Annotated in this window: 13 protein-coding genes and 2 pseudogenes; 6 read left to right on the top strand and 9 right to left on the bottom strand. The window is 61.4% G+C overall.

Going from position 1 to position 20,216, the window contains the following annotated elements:
- Position 1: 1 nt before the first annotated feature.
- The 3 genes from PQR27_RS27975 to PQR27_RS27965 form a co-directional block, all read right to left on the bottom strand.
- Positions 2-787: a hypothetical protein gene (locus PQR27_RS27975; protein ID WP_408526840.1), complete on the bottom strand. Its 786-nt coding sequence runs from the start codon at positions 785-787 to the stop codon at positions 2-4.
- 85 nt (positions 788-872) lie between these two features.
- On the bottom strand, positions 873-4,286 hold the full coding sequence (locus PQR27_RS27970) for an alpha/beta fold hydrolase (protein WP_408526839.1): 3,414 nt from the start codon (positions 4,284-4,286) through the stop codon (positions 873-875).
- A gap of 211 nt (positions 4,287-4,497) precedes the next feature.
- On the bottom strand, positions 4,498-5,289 hold the full coding sequence (locus PQR27_RS27965; RefSeq protein WP_408526838.1) for a hypothetical protein: 792 nt from the start codon (positions 5,287-5,289) through the stop codon (positions 4,498-4,500).
- 273 nt (positions 5,290-5,562) lie between these two features.
- On the opposite strand from PQR27_RS27965, the gene PQR27_RS27960 reads away from it, so the two are divergent.
- A complete protein-coding gene (locus tag PQR27_RS27960; RefSeq protein ID WP_408526837.1) occupies positions 5,563-7,425 on the top strand; it encodes an ATP-binding response regulator in 1,863 nt (620 codons plus the stop codon).
- A gap of 36 nt (positions 7,426-7,461) precedes the next feature.
- On the opposite strand, the gene PQR27_RS27955 is transcribed toward PQR27_RS27960, so the two are convergent.
- The 5 genes from PQR27_RS27955 to PQR27_RS27935 form a co-directional block, all read right to left on the bottom strand.
- Positions 7,462-8,208 carry a response regulator transcription factor gene (locus PQR27_RS27955; RefSeq protein ID WP_408526836.1) on the bottom strand — a complete coding sequence of 249 codons (747 nt, stop codon included), beginning with the start codon at positions 8,206-8,208 and terminating at the stop codon, positions 7,462-7,464.
- 295 nt (positions 8,209-8,503) lie between these two features.
- Positions 8,504-8,683, bottom strand: coding sequence for a hypothetical protein (locus PQR27_RS27950; protein ID WP_408526835.1), 180 nt, complete (start codon positions 8,681-8,683; stop codon positions 8,504-8,506).
- On the bottom strand, positions 8,658-9,662 hold the full coding sequence (cydB, locus tag PQR27_RS27945; protein WP_408526834.1) for a cytochrome d ubiquinol oxidase subunit II: 1,005 nt from the start codon (positions 9,660-9,662) through the stop codon (positions 8,658-8,660). Before cydB ends, PQR27_RS27950 begins: the two co-directional genes overlap by 26 nt.
- 37 nt (positions 9,663-9,699) lie before the next feature.
- Entirely contained in the window at positions 9,700-11,112 is a 1,413-nt protein-coding gene (locus PQR27_RS27940) for a cytochrome ubiquinol oxidase subunit I (protein ID WP_408526833.1), read from the bottom strand.
- A gap of 477 nt (positions 11,113-11,589) precedes the next feature.
- Positions 11,590-12,912 carry a S41 family peptidase gene (locus PQR27_RS27935; RefSeq protein ID WP_408526832.1) on the bottom strand — a complete coding sequence of 441 codons (1,323 nt, stop codon included), beginning with the start codon at positions 12,910-12,912 and terminating at the stop codon, positions 11,590-11,592.
- A 503-nt stretch (positions 12,913-13,415) separates the two neighbouring features.
- On the opposite strand from PQR27_RS27935, the pseudogene PQR27_RS27930 reads away from it, so the two are divergent.
- The 5 genes and pseudogenes from PQR27_RS27930 to PQR27_RS27910 all read left to right on the top strand — a co-directional run.
- Positions 13,416-13,556 (top strand): annotated as a pseudogene (locus PQR27_RS27930) (citrate transporter); the annotation flags it as partial.
- 16 nt (positions 13,557-13,572) lie between these two features.
- Positions 13,573-13,704 (top strand): annotated as a pseudogene (locus PQR27_RS27925) (IclR family transcriptional regulator); the annotation flags it as partial.
- Positions 13,705-14,335: 631 nt separating this feature from the next.
- Positions 14,336-15,157 carry an alpha/beta fold hydrolase gene (locus PQR27_RS27920; RefSeq protein WP_408526831.1) on the top strand — a complete coding sequence of 274 codons (822 nt, stop codon included), beginning with the start codon at positions 14,336-14,338 and terminating at the stop codon, positions 15,155-15,157.
- Between the two features lie 457 nt (positions 15,158-15,614).
- The gene (locus PQR27_RS27915) at positions 15,615-16,451 is read left to right on the top strand and encodes an NAD-dependent epimerase/dehydratase family protein (protein ID WP_408526830.1); all 837 of its coding nucleotides are present in this window, start codon (positions 15,615-15,617) and stop codon (positions 16,449-16,451) included.
- Between the two features lie 29 nt (positions 16,452-16,480).
- Positions 16,481-17,773, top strand: coding sequence for an MFS transporter (locus PQR27_RS27910; protein WP_408526829.1), 1,293 nt, complete (start codon positions 16,481-16,483; stop codon positions 17,771-17,773).
- 170 nt (positions 17,774-17,943) lie between these two features.
- Here the strand turns inward: PQR27_RS27910 and PQR27_RS27905 are convergent, their stop codons facing one another.
- The gene (locus PQR27_RS27905; RefSeq protein WP_408526828.1) at positions 17,944-20,037 is read right to left on the bottom strand and encodes a glycoside hydrolase family 28 protein; all 2,094 of its coding nucleotides are present in this window, start codon (positions 20,035-20,037) and stop codon (positions 17,944-17,946) included.
- Positions 20,038-20,216 lie beyond the last annotated feature (179 nt).

Raw genomic sequence — 20,216 nt, 5'->3', positions numbered from 1 at the left:
CTTACTGCGGCGCGTCCTCGGTATGCTTGAGCAGCTCGCGGGCGTAACGCCGATATAGCCACGACAGCGACGCTGCGGCAAACACGATGAACACCGCGTTGAGCAACGCCTGGCCAATCGCGATGACGGCCACGCCTTGCGTCTGATGCGCGTCCAGCAGCTTTGCACCCACGGCGAAAAAGAATACGCCCGTGACCACGAAGAGCGGCAAATACGTGACGAAACCGACGCCGAGGATGCTCCACACGTGCCCCCGGCTATCTTGCCAGGCGGCGCGCAGCGTCAGCCGGCTGCCGAGTGCGATGGCGGGATAAAGCAGGCTCAGCCGGATCAGCACGAACACGTAGATCACGAGCAGCGGCACGTAGACCAGAAAACTCATCCTGAGCGCGCGCGTGGCCAAATAGGTCAGAGCGGCAAGCACCAGGATGGCCAGCGTGATGCCCAGCCACACCAGCGCATAGCGGCCAAGCGGCTTGCCGTTCAGCGGCATGAGCGGCTGCACGCCTTCGCCTAGCAGCACGAAGCGATGCACCTTGATGGTCAGCGTGCCACACACCACCAGTTGCAACGCGAACCAGGCCATTGAAAGCAGCCCGTGGCCGACCCGGCCCATGGTGCCGATGTCTTCGGCTACCGGGGCCCCCGAGGGATGAGGCCCGGATAATATTGATGTACAGGCGAGCACCACGCAAACGCCCAGGAAAAGCCAGGGCATGTGCGTCACGGCTTGCCACGAACTGATCCATCCTTTCTTGACGCAGGCCCCGAAGGTCAACTGTTTCATAGCAATTTTTCTAGTGGTTGATCGGCTCGACGCGCAGGCGTCTGCCGGATTCTCTCATGCTATGGAAAAGCCGCCACCTGCTGGATCAATGTGCATCCAGATACCGCCCAATCACCGGATAGACATCCACCGCCGCGTTCTTGCCGAAAATGCAATCGATGTGCCCATAGCCAGGAATCAGATGCCGCTCATAGGGCTGCTCAGGGAAGTGCTCGACCAGCATGTCATAGGTGAGCAGGGTGCTTTTTGGCAGATAGGTCTCGTTCTTCTCGCCGTGGATAAATCCGATCGGCAGGCGCATCCCCTCGAGTCCCTTCATGCCATTCGCCCCGCTCAGGTAGACGTCCTTGCCCGCGGCATCGACCACCTTGCCGGCCCGGACCATCGCAGCCAGATGCTTGAATACCTCCACGTCATGCACGCCGAGCAGTTCCTGCAGATTCGAATGAAGCGTGTCGTTCAGTTGCTCGTGTTCGTACAGCAGACCATAAAGGAATGTCGCGCGATGGCAGATCGGATTGCCGCAACCCTGCGCATGATTGAGCGGGTAGAGGCGCAAGGCTTCGTCGAGCAGGTTGTGCGGCCACTTCTCGCGCTGCGTGTATGCCGTCAGGTCGAGCACGCCGAGATGTTCCATGATGTCCGGAATGTGCAGCCCGCACTTGATTCGCTCCAGCGTGCCCGGCACCGGGTGCGCCGACACCTGCGAAATGACGGCCGAGCGCACGCCTTCGAGACCGTTTAGCAGCGACATGCTCAACGTCAGGCCGCCAAGACAGTGGCCCAGCACCTGAATGTTGGGCGCGCCGGTCAGCTCCCGCACTTTGGCGACCGCTGCGGGAATGTCCTCGCGCGCGACCTTGTCGACATTGGTCGGCACCAGCACGCTCGGCATTTCGATGCTGACGCGCAGATCGACGAGCCATACGTCGTAGCCGGCCGCGCAGAGATATTCCACCAGGTTCGTCGCGATCAGATCGGTGGAGAAGATCCGGCTCGACACGCCGGAACCGTGAATCAGCAACAGTGGGCGCGCCGCTTTGTTGGCGCTGTCGACATAGCGCGTGAGCCGCAGTTTCGTCTGGTCGGGCGTGTCGAAAAAGAACACCTGTGGTGCGGGCGCGCGCAATGCGCGCTTCAGGCGCGGTGCCATCTGCGGATCAAAGAATTGCAGGGGCGCGGCCACGCCGCCGTATTCGGTGAACAGCACGCCCGCAAAAAACTTGCCGAATTTCAGCGTCCATTCAAGGCGGGTTTTCAGATCGGGCGCGTTGGTCACCTCCAGCGTGCGTTGCTGCTTGAGGAAATTTTCCGGCGTGATGATCAGCGTGGCTTTGCCGATCGCCGGCGAGTCGGCTTGCGACGACTCGCGAATCTCCGCGTAGAGCGTGTTGGTCTGTTCCCAGAGGTTGACCGGCGACGTGCGCGTGATGATCTTTTGCCCGCTCAGAGAGTACGTTTTGCCTTCAGCGGAATTAAGCGTCATCCGGTAATTCATGTCGCGCTGGTCCACATCCGCTTGATCGACCACGAAAAGATTGAACGTGCCGTTGGTGATCGTCAGCGGTTGGGCGGAAAGCGCGGCGCAGGTGAGCGTGCCTGCCGTGTGCGCGAGATGTTGTGGATCGTCCAGCATGGCTGCCAGATCGTCCGACTCCACGGTGAGCGTGAATTCGATCGCTGTACCGACGCCCGCGTTACCGGCGGCGACCGCATGATAGGTGCCGACCATCGTTTCAGTGAAGCGCAGGCCGATCTTCTGCGGTGGCGGCGTGGCGTGGCTGCCTTTGGACGTGTAATCGATCGTCCAGCCGCGTGAGGCGGCAAGCAGCGCGCAATTGCGTTCGGCCAGCGCGGAAATCGTCAATAGCGGATTGACGCCGAGCGACATCGGCATCACGGCGCCGTCCATCACGTACAGACCCTCGTGAACCGCATTGCCCGTTGCGCCGCTGAACACGCAGCCGGTCTGATCCACCACGCCGTGCCCGGCGTCCTCGCCCATTGCGCAGCCGCCGAGCGGATGCACGGTGACGGTCCGGTCGCCGTGCAGGTCGGTGGAAATCGGATTGCGCAGGTATTTGCCGCCGAGCGGCACGGTCGCCTTTTCGAGCATCGCTTCAACCGTCTGGAAGACCGGCTGCCTGCCGGCGTTCTTCCATTCGATGCGCGGCCTGCCGCTGTCATTCACGCTGATCTGGCCGCTTTCGTCGTCATGCGCCATCACAAGATAGCTTTGCGTATGGTTGAGCGCGCCGTGATACGGACCGCGCAGGATGCTCTCGATCACGCGTGCGTCGTAGCCGAGCCGTTCACCGGCCGGGCGCGGCCCGGGCACGTCCACGCCTTCGAGCGGCGCGGCGGCGCCGAGCAGCCCGACCAGGCCCGCGCCGACCGGCCCGGCGAGCGAGCCTTCCTCGATCACGAAGCCGTCCTTCACGTTGGCGGTGTCGCGATGATCGATGATGCCGGTAATGGTGGGCCCGACCGGCGGAATCTCGCCAACTGTGTGCGCGCCCCAGCCGACGCCGTTGATCACCTGATCGGTGTTGTAGGCGAAGGCGAGAACATCGCCGTTACCGGTGAAGTGCTGGCCGAGCATCGGCGACATGCTCAATCCCTGCTTGCCCGAACGCAGCAGGAGCGCGGTGGAGCCGATGGTGCCGGCCGACACGATCACGATGTCGGCGCTCACGAACAGATCGGGCGCGTCATAGCTCTCGCGGCCGAGGTGAACCAGCTGAAATCCAACGGTCCATTTTTGCGTGGCCGTGTCGCGCAGCACGGAATGCACGGCTGCGCCGGTGAAAATCTGCGCGCCGTGCGCAACGGCATCGGGCAGATAGTTCATGTGCGTCGAGTTCTTGGCGTCGTAATTGCACCCCGAGTTGCAATCGCCGCAACCGACACAGCGCTTCTGCTCGACGCCGGCCGCGTTCGGGCCGTCTTCGAAGGTGACGGTGATCGGTGGCCGGTAGAAGCGGCCTTCGACGCCCGGCGCGTGCGCCGATTGTTCGAGCGCCTGCAATTTCGGCAGCGTCGGGAAATCATCGGGCACGGGCGACGGTTGCAGCATCGCGCGGGCCCGTTCATAACCCGCGTCGCGCCCCGCCTTGTCGGCGCGCAATGCCGCAGGCCAGCGCGGATCGTCCCACAGGCGGGGCTCGGCTTCGAGCGCGACATTCGCGTTGATCAGCGAGGTGCCGCCGAGACCGCAGCCGACCACCGCATTCACGTCGTCATTCACGTGCACTTCGAGCAAGGCGAGCGGCGAGCCGATCTGGGCGAACGCGGTGTTGTACTGGATCTGTGTGGCGCCTTCGAGCGGTGTGCGGGGAAATTCGCCGGCCATGAATTCGCGTCCCCGTTCCAGCACGCACACCGTGCGGCCGGCACGCGCCATACGGCTTGCCGCGATCGCACCACCATAACCGGAACCCACCACCACCACCTCGTAATGCGATTGCATCGCCGTCATGGCGCTGGATAAGCGGTTCATCAGGACCACCTCGTCAGGAATGGGGCGCCGGGTAGGGGAACCCGGACTTCGGAAGGAAGACGGTGTGCGGCAACGGCCTTTTTATCGTAGGCGGTGCGCAATCACAAAAAAAGGCGCATCGTACGGGGCGCGTTGGCGTGCCCCGAGCCAACACGTTGCGCGCGTGGTGTGCACGACGGGCGCCGCCGGCTGCGTCTGTGTGAATGCGCTGTTAGGCGGCCACTTCATTCATTTCGCTGTCGCTCGATTCGGCGGCGAGCAGGTTCAACGCGAGCAGAATCGCCGCGCGATTGTCGAGTTCGATCTCGATGCCGAGTACGTCCGTCAGCCAGCGGCCGATCTTGGTATTGGAAAAATCTTCGGTGCTGGCCGTCTTTTTCATGGTGACGCCGAGTTTGACGGCGCGATAGTGATACGAGGGCACACGATGCTGAGCTGCGACCGCCGACAGTCCGCCTTTTCCTTCCGAGCACCAGCCGAGGCTGCCGGCCAGCACGATACGTTCTGGCTCATCGAGGCTTTCTATGAAGGCGCGCGCCGCGAACCGCACGCGTTGCTCGTCGAGGCCATATTGCATCAGCACGCTTTCTACCGGGTCTTCCAGCGCCTGCGCGTGCAGGTCGATCTCCTGCGCCATGCCTTCGTTTTCCATCGACACATTGCGCTGATGGCCGGCGCTGCGCAGGCAGTCGATCAGATAGCGGCGAAAGTACGCGCACAGTGCGTAGCTGTTGGACGGCGCGCTGTCGGCGCAGGCGTTGGTTTCGGTGTGGCCCGGCGCGAGGCGCAGCACCTTCGAGTAGATGAACTGCGCGACCAGTTCTTCCTTGTCCTCGCCGAGCGCCTGCAGTTCGAGCGGGTGATAGGTTCGCAGCGCGCGTTTGACCAGATCGACCATCGACACCATTTCGTCGTTGGACAACTGGGTACGCCGGCGCCACAGGTCAGGCAGGATGGCATCGTCGAGAGTGCGGACGAACGCGTGGCTCGGAACTGCGCCCATGAAAACCTCCATAGCAGGTCAGGCGTGGAGCGCGGTGAGCCTCGAAGTGCAGGCGGAGTGGCGTGGTGAAGACTTAAAGCCGCGCTGGAATGTGAAGCCAGTATGGTTTCCGCTGGCGGCTTCGCCTATATGGATTAAGTGGTAGCTGATGGGTAAACTGCTGGGTAAACCATCTGAATATTTGCCTGTTTTTCGTCTGAACAAATAGATGCTGCACCGGGCGCAGCGTTCGCCCGGCACAACACTGCCCCGGTCGACAAAGGAGACCGCACGATGCGGGCTGACCCTATTCAGCGTGCGATCGACGAAGACCTGGTGCGCGTGCTGTACGCGCAGGATCCCATCGCCTTCTTTTCGCACTGGTTCTCGATTGCCGTGCTGGTGGCCATTTACTGGCCGCGGATACCGTCGCCGTCGCTGTTCATCGCGTGCTTCGGGTTCTATGCGGCGGCCAATTGCGGGGGCCTCGCGCTGTGGATCTGCAATCGCCGCTACCCGCAGCTGGTTTCGCCGCGCGGTTGGATCAACCTGCACGCCGTGCGCGGCGTGCTGCTGTACTGCGCGCCGGGCATCGCGGTGTGGTTCGCGTTCCAGAGCCCGCAAACCGATCTGCCGCTCCTGCACACGGTGATGCTCGTCACGCTGGCAGCCGGCGTGTTCATGTCCAACGGCTTCGATCTGCTGAATTTTTCCACTGCCATCCCGTTCCTGCTGTTTCCTGCGATCGTGCTGCATTTCGGCACGCATACGTTCGACCGGACGATTCTCGCGATCGTCCTCGCCTTTTTCTTTTGCGCGATCAACGTGTACGCGCTGAGCTATCGCAAGCTGTTCCAGCAGGTCGTGCACGCACGGGTCGATCAGCAGTACCTGGCGGAATCGCTGGCTGCGCAAAAGCGTGTCGCCGAAGAGGCCAGTCTCGCCAAAACACGTTTTTTTGCTGCCGCGAGCCACGATTTGCGCCAGCCGTTGCACGCGATCGGGCTGCTGGCGGCGTCGCTGAACGATCCGGCGGCCACGCCGGTGCAGCATGCGAAGACCGCCGAGCACATCGTCTATAACGTCGAGGCGCTGAATCAGCTGTTCAACCAGGTGCTCGATCTGGCGCGGCTCGAAAGCGGCGTGACCCAGGTGATCCGGCTGCATTTCCGGCTGTCCGAACTATTCGAACGGGTTGGCAGCCAGTACCGGCCGCAGGCTGCGGCCAAAGGCCTGGCGCTGCGGATCGCGCCGACCACGGTGGTCGTCCACGATGATCCGGTGCTGCTCGAGCGCGTATTGAGCAACCTGCTTTCGAACGCCGTGCGCTATACCGAGGAAGGCGCGATCTGGCTGGGCTTTCGCCGCGCGGGGCGCCAGTCGGGCGGTTATATCGAAGTGCGCGATTCCGGCATCGGCATTCCGGTCGAGGAGCACGAGCGCATCTTCGAAGAGTTTTATCAGGTGGCCAATCCGCAGCGCGACGCGCGCCAGGGCCACGGGCTGGGCCTGCCGACGGTCAAGCGGCTGGTCGGTATGCTCGGCGGGGAGTTGCAGGTGCGCTCGTCGCCGGGGCTCGGCTCGGTGTTCCGCTTCGCCGTGCAGGCGGGCGACCCGACCGGGATTATTGCTGGCCTGAACGACGCGGTGCCGGGCGGCCCATCGGCACAGGGGCGCCGCGTGCTATGTATCGACGACGAACCGTCGATTCTCGAAGGCCTGGCGAGTCTGCTGGCGCGCTGGGGTTGCAGCGTGCGCGGTGCGCGCGACGAGGCCGCCGCGCTCAAGGCGCTCGAAGACGGCTTCATGCCGGATGCCGTGCTCTGCGACTACCAGTTGGCGAATCATCGGACCGGCGTGCAGGCGCTGACGGCCGTGCGCAATGTGCTCGCGCGGGCGGGGCATGACGGCGTGGTAACGCTGCTGATTACCGGCGATATGGCGTCGGCGGAACTGGCCGCGCTCGCCTTGCAGGGGATTCCGGTGCTGCATAAACCGGTCACGCCGGCGCGTTTGCGGCGCACGCTGGAAATGCTGTGGCAGCAGGCGGAACTGGATAAGGGGCGGGCGGCGACGGTGGCATTGCGCGCCGGTGACGCGCGGGACCCGCCGTGGACCCAATTTCAGAGCCAGTCGCAAAGCGAGTCGCAAAAGTAGGCGGCGCGCGCCGCCTGCTTGCGAACCATTCCGTTGCTAAAGGGTTTTCCCCGCTTCGAGCCAGCCGTTGATCACGGCGATCGCGGTCGACCGGTTATGCACGCCAAGCGCGCGGAATATCACCGACAGATGCACTTTGACGGTGCCTTCCGCCACGCCGAGTTCACGCGCGATCATCTTGTTGGTCCAGCCGCGATGCACGAGCCGCATGATGTCCTGCTGTCTTGGCGACAGGTTCTCCAGCAAATGCTGCTGGTGCGGCTGCAACGCCTGGATTTGCGTGATGGGTTCGGTCAGCACGGCGCCGCCCTGGCCGGACGCCTGAGAGGGTGCCGTGGCGCCCGTTTCGGCGGGCGCAGGCGCTGCTTGCGTCGCACGCGAACCTAGCAGGCTGAGCGCTTCCATGGGCACGTAGGCGCCGCCTGACAACACCAGTTCGATCGCCTTGAGCATCACACTGGCGGGCTGGCGCTTCGGCACGAAACCGAGCGCGCCGGCGGCCAGTACGGCGCGCATTTCGTCGGGCGATTCTTCGGCGGACAAGACCACCACCGGCAACGCGGGGTTTGCCTTCAACAGCACTTCGAGCGACGAAGCGCCGCTCATGCCCGGCATATGCAGATCGACGATCGCGAGATCGTGATCGGCGTCGGGCCGCGCGGCGGCGGCAAGCGTCTCCCAGGTGTCGGCTTCGTCGAATTGGGCGTCTGGATCGAGCCCGCGCAGCAGGCCTTTGACGCCTTGCCGGATCAGTTCATGGTCGTCGGCCACTAGAAACTTCATGATGACTCCGCGAATCGGGCCTGCGCGTTGGGGACTACCACCGCTGCACTGCTCTTTTTACTTCTCGTTTTGCTTCCCGTCCTGCTTCTTTTCAGGCCGTTCTCGCTGTGACCGTATCTGCGCCGATGCCGGTGCGGGTGGCGTAAGCCCCCGCACCGGTCTTCTGATTAAGGCAGGTCTCCCGCGCATAGGTTCCGGCTTGCTACGTAGACGAGTTTCACACACCGTTTTTGAAGCCGCCCATGCAGGATTCCGAAGGTTATGCACGGCGGATCAAATCACACAAAAGCAGGTTCTATCTGACTGCAAATAGCGTTGCATTCATCAGGAGCCTGAACGCGAAACCGAGCGACATCGCCGAGGCCACGCCGAAGCACCACAGCGCGATGAACCAGAGCCAGCCGGGCAGTTTGCGCCTCGTCCGGCGGGCCGCGCCGGCGCCCGTGTGCTCAATGATAGTGATGTTGGTCGCCATGTCGCACCTTGCCGCGAAATACCCAATAACCCAGAGTCGTATAGGCGATGATAACGGGCAGAATCACCGCCGCGCCGACTAGCGTGAACATCTGGCTCGAACGAGGCGCGGCCGCTTCCCAGAGCGTCATGCTCGATGGAATCGCATAGGGCCACAGGCTCACCAGCAATCCGGCATAGCCGAGCAGGACCAGCGTCAGTGCCAGCACGAACGGCGTGTTGTGATGCCGTTCGCGTACCGCGCGATGCATGAAGAACGCACAGGCCGCCACCAGCAACGGCACCGGCAGCAGACGGTAGAAGATGCCGTCGTTGAACCAGCGCTGGGAGATGGCCGGGTCTTGCAGCGGCGTCCACAGGCTGACGATCGCAATAAACCCGAGCAGCACGATCGTGAGCGGCCACACCACGCGATGCAGGCGGCGTTGCAGATCGCCCTCGGTCTTCGCGACCAGCCAGCAGCAGCCGAGCAGCGCGTAGGTCACCACGAGGCCAAGACCCGTCAGCAGACTGAATGGCGTGAGCCAGCCAAAGGCGTCGCCGGCGTAGGCGCCGTCCGCCAGCGGAATGCCTTGCAGAAACGCGCCTAACACGATGCCCTGAAAGAAGGCCGCGCCCGCCGAGCCGCCGATGAACGCCAGATCCCACATATGTTTCGTGCGGTTGGCCTTGGCGCGAATCTCGAACGACACGCCGCGAAAGATCAGGCACGCGAGCATGAAGATCAACGGCAGATACAGCGCGGAGAGTACGGTCGAATACACCACCGGGAACACCGCGAACAGACCGGCGCCGCCGAGCACCAGCCAGGTTTCATTGCCGTCCCAAACGGGTGCGACGGTGTTCATCATCAGGTCGCGTTCCTTTTCATCGGGGAAGAACGGGAAGATGATGCCGATGCCCAGATCGAAGCCGTCGAGCACCACATACATGAAGAGGCCCAGTGCGATGATCGCGGCCCACACTACGGTTACGTCCATTGTCTTTCTCGTAAGAGGTGATTGATGCGGAGTAAGGTCAGGCGGCGTCGATCAGCTGATCGGCAGCGGATAGCGGGCGGCGCGCGGTCTGACCCGGCGTGTGTTCCGGCACGCCGTGCGCCGTGTGACCTGGCAGCGCCGGGCCCGAGCGCATGAGCTTGAGCATGTAATAGACGCCGGTGCCGAACACGAGGAAGTAGACGAGCACGAACGCCATCAACGAGATGCCGACCTGCTGGGTGGTCAGCGGTGACACCGCCTGCGAGGTGCGCATCACGCCATACACCACCCACGGCTGACGCCCGGCTTCCGTGGTGACCCAACCGGCCAGCAGCGTGATGAAGCCGCTCGGGCCCATCACCACGGCGATCCGTTGAAACCACTTCGCCTCGAACAACCGTTCGCGGCGGCGCAGGACCCACGCGGCCACCGACATGACGATCATCAGCACGCCGAGTCCGGCCATGATCCGGAAGCTCCAGAACACCACCGTCGAGTTCGGGCGGTCCTGCGGCGCGAATTCCTTCAGGCCGCGAATCTCGCCGTCCCAGCTATGCGTGAGGATCAGGCTGCCGAGGTGCGGGATCGACACCGCATAGCGCGTGGTCTCCGCCTGCATGTCGGGGATGCCGAACAGGTTCAGTGCCGTGCCGCCTTTCTCGGTTTCCCACAGGCCTTCAATTGCCGCGATCTTGGCGGGCTGATACTTGCGCGTGTTCAGACCATGCTGATCGCCGACGACCGCCTGAATCGGCGTGAGGATCAGCAACAGCCAGAGCGCCATCGAGAACATCTTCCTGACCGCCGGATCGCGCCGTCCGCGCAGCAGATGCCATGCACCGACTGCCGACACCACCAGTCCCGCGACGATGAACGCCGCCAGCGCCATGTGCGCCAACCGGTATGGGAACGACGGATTGAAAATGATCTTGAACCAGTCGAGCGGCACGACCCGGCCGTTGACGACCTCGAAGCCTTGCGGCGTTTGCATCCAGCTATTGGAGGCGAGAATCCAGAAGGTCGAGATCAGTGTGCCGACCGCCACCATCAGCGTGGCGCCGAAGTGAGCGCGCGGACTCACGCGCTGCCAGCCGAACAGCATGATGCCGAGGAAGCCCGCTTCGAGGAAGAACGCGGTCATCACCTCGTACATGAGCAGCGGACCCGTGACGGGCCCGGCGAAGCTGGAGAAGCCCGACCAGTTGGTGCCGAACTGATAGCTCATCACGACACCGGACACGACGCCCATCCCGAAGGCAACTGCGAAGATCTTTGACCAGAACAGACAAAGATCTTTGTAGTACGCCTTGCCGGTTTTCAGCCAGCGCCATTCGAGTACGGCAATGAAGCTGGCGAGGCCGATGCTGAGCGCCGGAAAAACGATGTGAAACGAAACGGTGAACGCAAACTGGATGCGGGCGAGATCGAATGCCGATAGTGCGGAGTTCATGAGCGTGAAGTGCGTGAGGCCCGAAGGCGGACTACGCGCGTCGACCGTTGTCGGTGCGCACTGCGCTGGGCAGATGGCGCAAGAGTAGGGGATGGCGAAACTTTTTGCTGCGGCGCTATGTGCGTCAAAAAACCGCGTTGTTTTATGCTCTTTTTAGTTTTTGAGATGGCAAACCCTTGATAGGTATCAAGTTTTTTCTCGACACGTCTTCGCTGCTGTTTCGCGTAGGGCGGGCAGAACTGCGGCAATCCACCGCGCTGCAGCGTAGCGAATCGAAGGCGTATCGCTGCATAAGGACGGCGCCCCTAGGTGCCCCGAGTTCTCAACTGCCAAAGTTGACGGGCGCCCCTCCGAATTGACGAATGCGAGGCGCGCATCCGTCGGATGCTGGAATTTGCCACCGGTCTTTCTGCGACAAACACCGCGGAAAGACCGGACTACGGCGGCATGGCGACCTTATAGCGCCGCTTCGCCGCTTTAATTACCGTGTTGCTTCAAATAGGCTATCGCGTAATCGAGGGCGATATCCTTGCCATTGGTATTTATATCAATGGCGGCATTGGCATCAAGCGGAATCATGACATCTGTTTTGACGCCACCTTGCAGATTTCCGTCGGATTCAACCAGAAGATTATTGTTTTCATCGTAGGCCCTGCTGGACGAAAAATTAATCACGAAATTTCCCGGCATTCCGATGAACGGGGCTCCAACCGGGCCGGCGAAAGCGCCCTGAGTGTTAGCGTATAAACTCATGACCGGCTTGCCGATTCTCTGAAAGGCCAAAGCAGCCCACTCGCCGGCGCTTACGGTGCCAATGTCGGTCAGGACAACAGTGGGTCCAGTATAGTTAGGTGTTTGGCCATTGATATAGACTGGGCCCCAGCCGGGTATCGGCAGATAATTCGTGAACAGCGTGTTGTAAAAAAGAAACCTGATATTGAACTGCGCCTGGGACTCGGCAGTGAAGAATCCGGCCAGATCCATGGCCAATCTCCCGTCTCCGCCACTGTTTCCTCTTACGTCCATTACGATGCCGGCAGGCCTTGCTGCAATGACTTTGTTAACCGTGGCCGCCAGATATTTGTAGAAAACGCTGTCTTTTTCGTTTTCATCGAAGCTGGCGTAGTCGCCGTCGTCGAAACCCGAAATCTTGATCTGGGCGTAATTGTGCGGTAACCAATTGACGGAAATCTGTGTTTCCGGTGGACTCCCCTGATTGACAACTGAAATATCACCGGCAGATAAATTCGCGGAAGCGGGGACGCTATAAAGGCTGGTTTTCCTGGCGATTTTTCCTTGATCGTCATTAGCGATCAGCGCGATAGATTTCGTCTGGTGGCTTACGGAACTCCTCCAGCTCACGGTGGCGGTTGTACCGACGGAACCTCGCACCATCATCCGCAGTTGTTCATAGTCCACGTTAGCCTGAGTAGGGGGCGCATAGGAGCAACCGGGGCAGACGAAATTATATTGATCGCTCCACACGACGTCCGTCGCACTTGCAGCCTGCATAATCGGCTTGTTATTCCATGTCAGTATTTCATCTCCCGCCTGTATTCCTGCCGTGTCGGCGGAACTGCCCGGTTCAACGTAACTGACGACATACTGTGAGGCGGATGTTTTTGTTATGACCAGGCCGTAACTGCCAGCGGTATGTTTATTTACCAGGCCAGTGGCAAAATTAATTGCTTCCTTATTATCAGGGTCAGGGAGAAGTACCGTGTGGGAATCGTGCAGTTCCAGCACATAGCTACGCAGCGCCTGGTAGTAACTGTCTTTGTCGCTGTTTTTTTCTGACACGGAATAAGTGGGAGATATTTAGCTTGAAGCTGATTCCAGTCAATATTTTTATGCTCCGAAAGAGCATACTCATTTTTCATCAACTGATTCATTTCGACAAACGCTTTCGCCCATGTGTTGTTCGTAAGGTCAACGTAAAAGGGTAGGTATTGGCCTGCCTTTGGAGGGCTACTCGGTGGGGTGATATCGCTGCCACATGCGGCCAGAACTGCGGCGCAGGAGCCAATCAGAAAATAGCGAGAAAATTAAGATAAAGGTATTTCATCTGGAATCCAAAAATAATAGCGACTTAAATTTTAATGAAGTATCGTGGCGAAAATTGTTGAATTTTGTCCAGTTAATTGGCGAAATTAAAAAGCAATTTTTTGTCACAGTTTTTTCCGCTGATATGGTGCAGGCATTGTTGCAAGCACGGAAAATACTCCGCGGTGCACAAGATTACCGTGTCCCCTTTAAAGGCATGGCGTGTCAAATTGCCATCGCGTCGCTGTGCTTACTACCGGCAGCGCGAGCGCATCGATGTGCATGCCAAAGCCGTGCTGATGATGGCGAGCGTGCGGCTGGCGGCTGGCGCGTTCACCGGCATCATGTGCACTGGCGGGTTGACCGCGATGGGGCCTCAGCCTGCCGAAGTCGTACTGAGCGTTTCATCCGACCGCCATGGAGGTCAAACTCGTTGCCCGCACGCTGGACCGGTGCGAATTTTTCGCCGCCGGGCAGCGGCCGCTGCCGCTCACCGATTTCGCGTGTTTGCTGAACGTGCCGGTGTCGAGTTGTCTCGTGCTCGCTCGTTGGTGAGACGCGGCTCGAATGCGGGAAGAGGGCGAAAGCAGGACCGCGGTGAGCGGTTACGACGGCGTTGGCGCAGCAAGGTGTTCGGAGGGGTTGATTCGTGCAGGACGCGACATCGGGCGCGGCACGGCGGAGGTTTCCTTTTGCGCGGGCTGACTGAATCGAAGTAGCGCACCAGGGTCCACTCGTCGACAACCGACAATAACTCCGTTCGCGCCGACTTTCCATTAGCCTGTTAGCTAGCCAACAGGCTGGTTTGCTTCTACCATGCAAGCTGCTAACCGGCGGCTCATATCGGGTTGCCGCGTGCTCGGAATGGATGAGTGCCGCATCGCCATCCGAGTTTTTACTCCTGATAGTCATTTCGAATACCACGTGAACCGATTCGGTTCTTCGTGAGTCCGTCATCAAAATGTGGTGCAGGCCGTGTCATGCTTGAGTAAGCGTCTCGCCGCGCATCGACTGGTCGCTTGTTCTCCAATGTCCCGCCTGCATGCGCTTCGCGTTCGCCTTGCATTCGCTGTGAGCGGGTTTCGTCAGGCGGCACGGCCTGTGCCGCCCGAATCGTTTGAGAGGGCACGCATCATCCACCTGCCGGCAACGGCAGACTTCATCCACAAGGAGTCAGCAGATGAGCACGATCACCACGAAAGACGGTACGGAAATTTTCTACAAAGACTGGGGTACTGGTCGCCCGGTCGTCTTCTCGCATGGCTGGCCCTTGTCCGCGGACGCCTGGGATGCGCAGATGCTGTTCCTGGGTAGCAAGGGCTTTCGTGTGATCGCGCACGACCGGCGCGGCCATGGCCGTTCCGCCCAGCCGTGGGACGGCAACGACATGGATACCTACGCGGACGATCTGGCCGCGCTGATCGAACATCTCGATCTGAAGGACGCCACCCTGGTCGGCCATTCGACCGGCGGCGGCGAAGTCGCGCATTACATTGGCCGGCACGGTACAAAGCGCGTTGCGAAGGCTGTGCTGATCGGCGCGGTGCCGCCCTTGATGCTCAAGACAGAGGGGAATCCCAAGGGTACGCCGATCGACGTGTTCGACGGCATCCGCCAGGGTGTCGTCGCGGATCGTTCGCAGTTTTTCAAGGATCTGGCGTTGCCGTTTTACGGCTACAACCGTCCGAACGCCAAGGTATCGCAAGGCGTGATCGATTCGTTCTGGGCGCAGGGCATGGTCGGCTCGATCAAGGGGCTGTACGACTGCATCAAGCAGTTTTCCGAAGTCGACTATACGGAAGACCTGAAGAAGATCGATGTGCCGACCCTGGTGCTGCATGGCGACGACGACCAGATCGTGCCGATCGACGCCGCGGGCCGCCTGACCGCCCAGATCGTGAAGAACGCGACCCTCAAGGTTTATCCGGGCGGCGCGCACGGCATGTGCACTGTCGAAGCGGACAAGGTGAATGCCGATTTGCTGGCGTTCATCGGTTCCTGATGCTCCTGACGCGCCTGACGCGCTTCAGGCACTGAAGTAGCGAGCAGGGCGGGCGCACGGCGGTCGTGCGCCCTTGCCCGCGCACCCGCGCACCCGCGCATGGCGGACCTTATGCGCTCGACCGGCCGATCCGCGCCGCGGGTGTAGATTCAACGACAAGCAATCCCCGCCTTCAAAGCCGGCCCGTTCAGCCGCATAACAGCCGCCCAACTCGGCCTGGACCATAGATAATGTTGTATGACATCACATAAATAAGGATGTTGTATGTGATTGTTTCTTAAGAAAATTACGTCATCGAGCACCGAATTTATACGGGTAAATGCCTAATTGAATTTCATCCAGGCATCGGAGATAGTACGTTATCGTACAACAAGCGGTCGATCCGCTGTCCGATATCCCTTGGCTTCATCGTGCGCAGTACGCGCCAGGATCGTCCGCGGCGCAGTAAAGGAACCTTATGAAGAAGATTGCTCTGAGTGGGGCCGGCGGCCAGCTCGGCTCGGTAGTTCGGACCGCGTTGATCGCGCGCGGCGTCCCATTGCGCTCGGCTGCGGGCTCGCGTGCCCTGACGCCGCTGGTGGAAGGCGAGGACGTGATGCACGGCGACCTGCGCGATGCCGCTGTCGTGGATCGGTTGCTCGAGGGCGTGGATGTGCTGATCCATTTCGCCGGCACGAGCGTGGAGCGTCCTCTGCCCGAAATCATCGAGAACAACCTGCGCGGACTGGTGGCGGTGTACGAAGGCGCGCGCCGGCACGGCGTCAAGCGCATCGTGTTCGCCAGCTCGAACCACGCGATCGGCATGTACCCGGTGACCGAACGCCTGAGCCTCGACTGCGAGCTGCGTCCGGACGGTTTCTACGGTCTGAGCAAGGTATGGGGCGAAGCACTGGCGAGAATGTATTGGGACAAGCACGGCATCGAGAGCATTTGCGTGCGCATCGGCAGCTGCCTTGAGCGGCCGACCGAGCCACGGCACCTGAGCACCTGGTTTGGGCACCGCGACCTGCTGCATTTCCTCGATCGCTGCGTCGAGGCCGAAGACGTCGGATTCATCACCGTGTGGGGCGTCTCCGCCAACAAACGTAGCTGGTGGGACAACAGCGGCGCCGAACGGCTGGGCTATCAGCCGACACAGGACGCGGAAGACTACGCGGCCGAAGTTCTGGCGCGGCCAAACCCGCTCGATGCATTGGGCCAGCGCTACCAGGGCGGTAGTTTCGTCGGCATCGATTATTCGCGCGACGACACCGCGCCCGATGGTTCGAGCGCTTCGGCAGACCGGCCCGTCTGACTGGTTACAGGATTACGAGGAGACACGGCATGAAAATCAAAGGCATCCGCTGGTGGATGGTCAGCCTGGTCGCGGCCGGGCTGATCATCAATTACCTCGCGCGGAACACGCTGTCAGTGGCGGCGCCGACGCTGATGAAAGACCTCAATATCAGCACAGAGCAGTATTCGCATGTCGTGGTGGCGTGGCAACTGTGCTATGCGTTCATGCAACCGGTCGCGGGCTACGTGCTCGACACCGTCGGCACCAAGATCGGCTTTGCCGTGTTCGCGCTCGCCTGGTCACTGGCGTGCGCCGCGGCGGCCTGGTCCACGGGCTGGCGAAGCCTGGCGTTCTTTCGCGGCGTGCTCGGCATCGCTGAAGCGGCGGGCATTCCGGCCGGCGTGAAGGCGACCAGTGAGTGGTTCCCGGCCAAGGAACGGTCGGTGGCGATCGGCTGGTTCAATATCGGCTCGTCGATCGGCGCGCTGCTTGCGCCGCCACTGGTCGTCTGGGCCTTGTTGCATGGGCAATGGCAATGGGCGTTCGTGATCGTCGGCGTGGCGGGCATCGTCTGGAGCGCGCTGTGGATGATGCTGTACAAGCACCCGCGCGATCAGAAGCTGCTGGGCGACGCCGAGCGCGATTACATTCTGAGCGGACAGGAGGCAAAGCACAGCGATACTGGCGGCGTCAGGCGCCGGTGGTTTGAAATGCTCGGCAGCCGCGAGTTCTGGGCGATCGGTATTCCGCGCATTCTGTCCGAGCCGGCATGGCAGACCTTCAATGCCTGGATTCCGCTGTACATGATGACCGAGCGTCACATGAACCTGAAGGAAGTCGCGCTGTATGCGTGGATGCCGTTTCTGGCCGCGGATATCGGCTGCGTGCTCGGTGGTTACCTCAGTCCGTTGTTCACCAGGTATGCGAAGGTTTCGTTGTTCACGTCGCGGAAGATGGTTTTCGTTGTCGGCGCGCTCTTCATGATCGGACCGGCGTGCGTTGGCCTGGTGGCCAGCCCTTACGCCGCGGTGGCACTGTTGTGCGTCGGCGGCTTTGCTCACCAGACCTTGTCGGGCGCACTGTACGCCATCACATCGGACATGTTCGGCAAGAACGAAGTCGCGACCGCCACAGGCATGGGCGGCATGGCGGGCTACCTGGGCGCCGCTGCATTTACCGCGCTGTTCGGCGTGCTGGTCACGCAGATTGGCTACAGCCCGCTGTTTGTCGTGCTGGCGGTGTTCGACATCATTGCGGCGGTGGTGGTGTGCCTGCTGGCCCGCAGCAACGACAAGACAGCCGATCCGCGCTGGGTGGCGGCGAGTGCGGTGGTCAAGTGAGTGATCGTCAGGAATCTTGAGTAAAGCTAGCAGTCAGAGTCAGGGCCGGTCGCGAATCGCGCCGGGATGGTAAAAAATGGCGGCGCCCTCGGGCGCCGCCATTTTTTTCGTTCCGTTTGACGCCGATCGACGACCGTCGTGTTGCAGGCCGTCGAACCGGCGTTATTCCATCAGCCTACCAGCGCGCTGTTATACGTGACGCCGCCGATCACCACGTTGCTGAGCGTGATGGACTTCACGTTGTTCACGAAGACCGGCCCCGGCGTAGTCGTCGTTGCCGGTCCCGTGCAGATCGGTGTCCCCAGGTTGCAGTTCGAGATCGTGACGCCGGTAATCGGCTGCACCGTAGGCACGGGCAGCGGACCGTTGTAGTCCGCAGCCACCGGACCCTGCGCGACAATCGCCTGGAAGCACGAACCCGACGTCGCGGAGAAGCCGGAAGTCAGCGCGTAGTTCACCGCACCCGACGTGTTGGTCGCGTTCACGTTCGTGATGTTGACGTTGTTGATCGTCGCCGGGTTCCAGCGCACCGAATCGCCCGAGGGGCTGTAATCGCAGTCGAACGTGATCAGCCCGCCCTGGCCCGTAGACGGGTTTGCCGCGAGACCGACCGTGCCCGTACCGGGGACCGAACCCGGTACGCTCGAGCCCAGCGCGCCGCCGCCGTATTTGCCCGTCAGGTTCACGCCGTTGGGCAGCGTCACGCCATTGATCCACACGTTGTTGATGAACCCGCCGCGGTTCATGTTGGTCTTGAAGCGAAGCGCGATATTCAGCGGATTGGCTGCCCAATTCTCGTTCTGCATGGTCAGATCGCGCGCGTAGACGTTTTGCACGCCCGCACTCATTTCGCTGCCGATCGTGAGGCCGCCGTGGCCGCTTTGCATCGTGCAGTTCTGCACCACGATGTTCTGCATGGGGCCGTACTGCGTGTCGAGGCACTTGCCGGACTTGATTGCGATGCAGTCGTCGCCGGTATTGAACTGAACGTTCTGCACCAGCACGTAATTACACGCATCCGGGTCGAAGCCGTCGTTGTTCGGACCGATGCTGTCCGCAAACACGCCGTCGATCACTACGTTCGTGCAATCGGTTGGGTGGTGTTGCCAGAACGGCGTGTTCTGCGTGTGGTAGTTCTGCAGCAGCACATTGGTGCAGCCGATGAACTCGATCATGCACGGCCGCAGAAAGTGGCCCATGCCGAAAACGCGCTGCAGGACCGGCACGCCGAGTTCCGATAGCGCGGGCAGATAGTTCTGATCCTGATTCCAGCCTGAAACCGTGAGCAATTGCATCAGCGTCGCCGTGGTGCCGTCCTGATTCCTGAACGACATGTTGGCCTGCGGATTCGTGACCTGGCTAGCGGGCAGACTCGTCAGGGCGGTATTGCCCGGGTAGGAGGCGCCGTTGGCCGCGTAGGCGGTGGCGCCCGTGTTTGCGTCGGCTTGCGAAACCGGCGCTCCTCCCGAAGCCGGTTTCACGTAACCGTACGCGTTGCTCGTGCCCTTGAAGGTCCACCAGCACGACGTCGGCGGCTTGGTGCTCAACTGCATCGGCGTCATCGCCTGACCGTTCAGCACGCAAGTGTTGTCGTCGGCGGTCAACGCGATGTTGTTCTGCTGGTACGCATAGATCGGTGCGCCGAAGTTCAGACAGTCGTTCGCCTGCCAGCGCGACCAGTACAGATTGCCGTTCGCCGTCGGGTACGGACCATTTTTCGCATAGTCAGCAGGGTTCGGGCTGAAATAGATCGTGCAGCCGGAGCTCAGATGGAAATTCACATTGCTCAGGAGTGCGATCGGGCCGCCACAATACCAATTGCCGGCAGGCACCACCACGCGGCCGCCGCCCGTTGCGTGCGCCGCCTGAATCGCGGCATTGAATGCGGAGCACGAATCATACGCCGTGTCCGTCATATCCCACGGCACCATCACGTTCGAGCCGGGGCTTTGCGGCGACGTCGCAGCCTGCGCGCCCGTCACCCATGAAATCGGGCCACCGGGCCACGCGTTTGCCTGGATCAAGGCGGACGCCGGCAGCGTCCGTGCGCCGTAGCTCGTCACCTGAAAATCAACGGCCGGGAACGTCGAAGCCGTGATGCCGGCGAGCTTGTTGATGATCGCCGTTGCCTGGCCGGTCGGTCCCCAGATCGGGTCCGCGGCCGCGACGGCTCCCGTCGACGAGGCGCTTAAAGAGTCGCTGCTACCGCTGCATCCGGGCAGGGTCCCTAGCAGGGTGGCGCCCGCGGTGGTTCCTGCAAGCATGATAAACGCTCTGCGTTTCGGTGAATTCGGTTCGTCCTGACCGCGGTTTCTCGACGTTGCCTGCCTACCGCTATTTTTATCCTGGGTTGCCACGGATGTCTCCTTGCCCTTTGGGCGTTGTGAGTGATCGTAAGAACTCGATGGGAAGCGGTTCGTCAATCCGTTGCCTGAACCGGCGG

Origin of the sequence: Paraburkholderia fungorum (assembly GCF_046027215.1) — a bacterium.
Taxonomy (GTDB): Bacteria; Pseudomonadota; Gammaproteobacteria; order Burkholderiales; family Burkholderiaceae; genus Paraburkholderia; species Paraburkholderia fungorum_D.
Note: the sequence above shows the minus strand (reverse complement) of the source record. Positions and strands in the feature narration are given on the sequence as shown.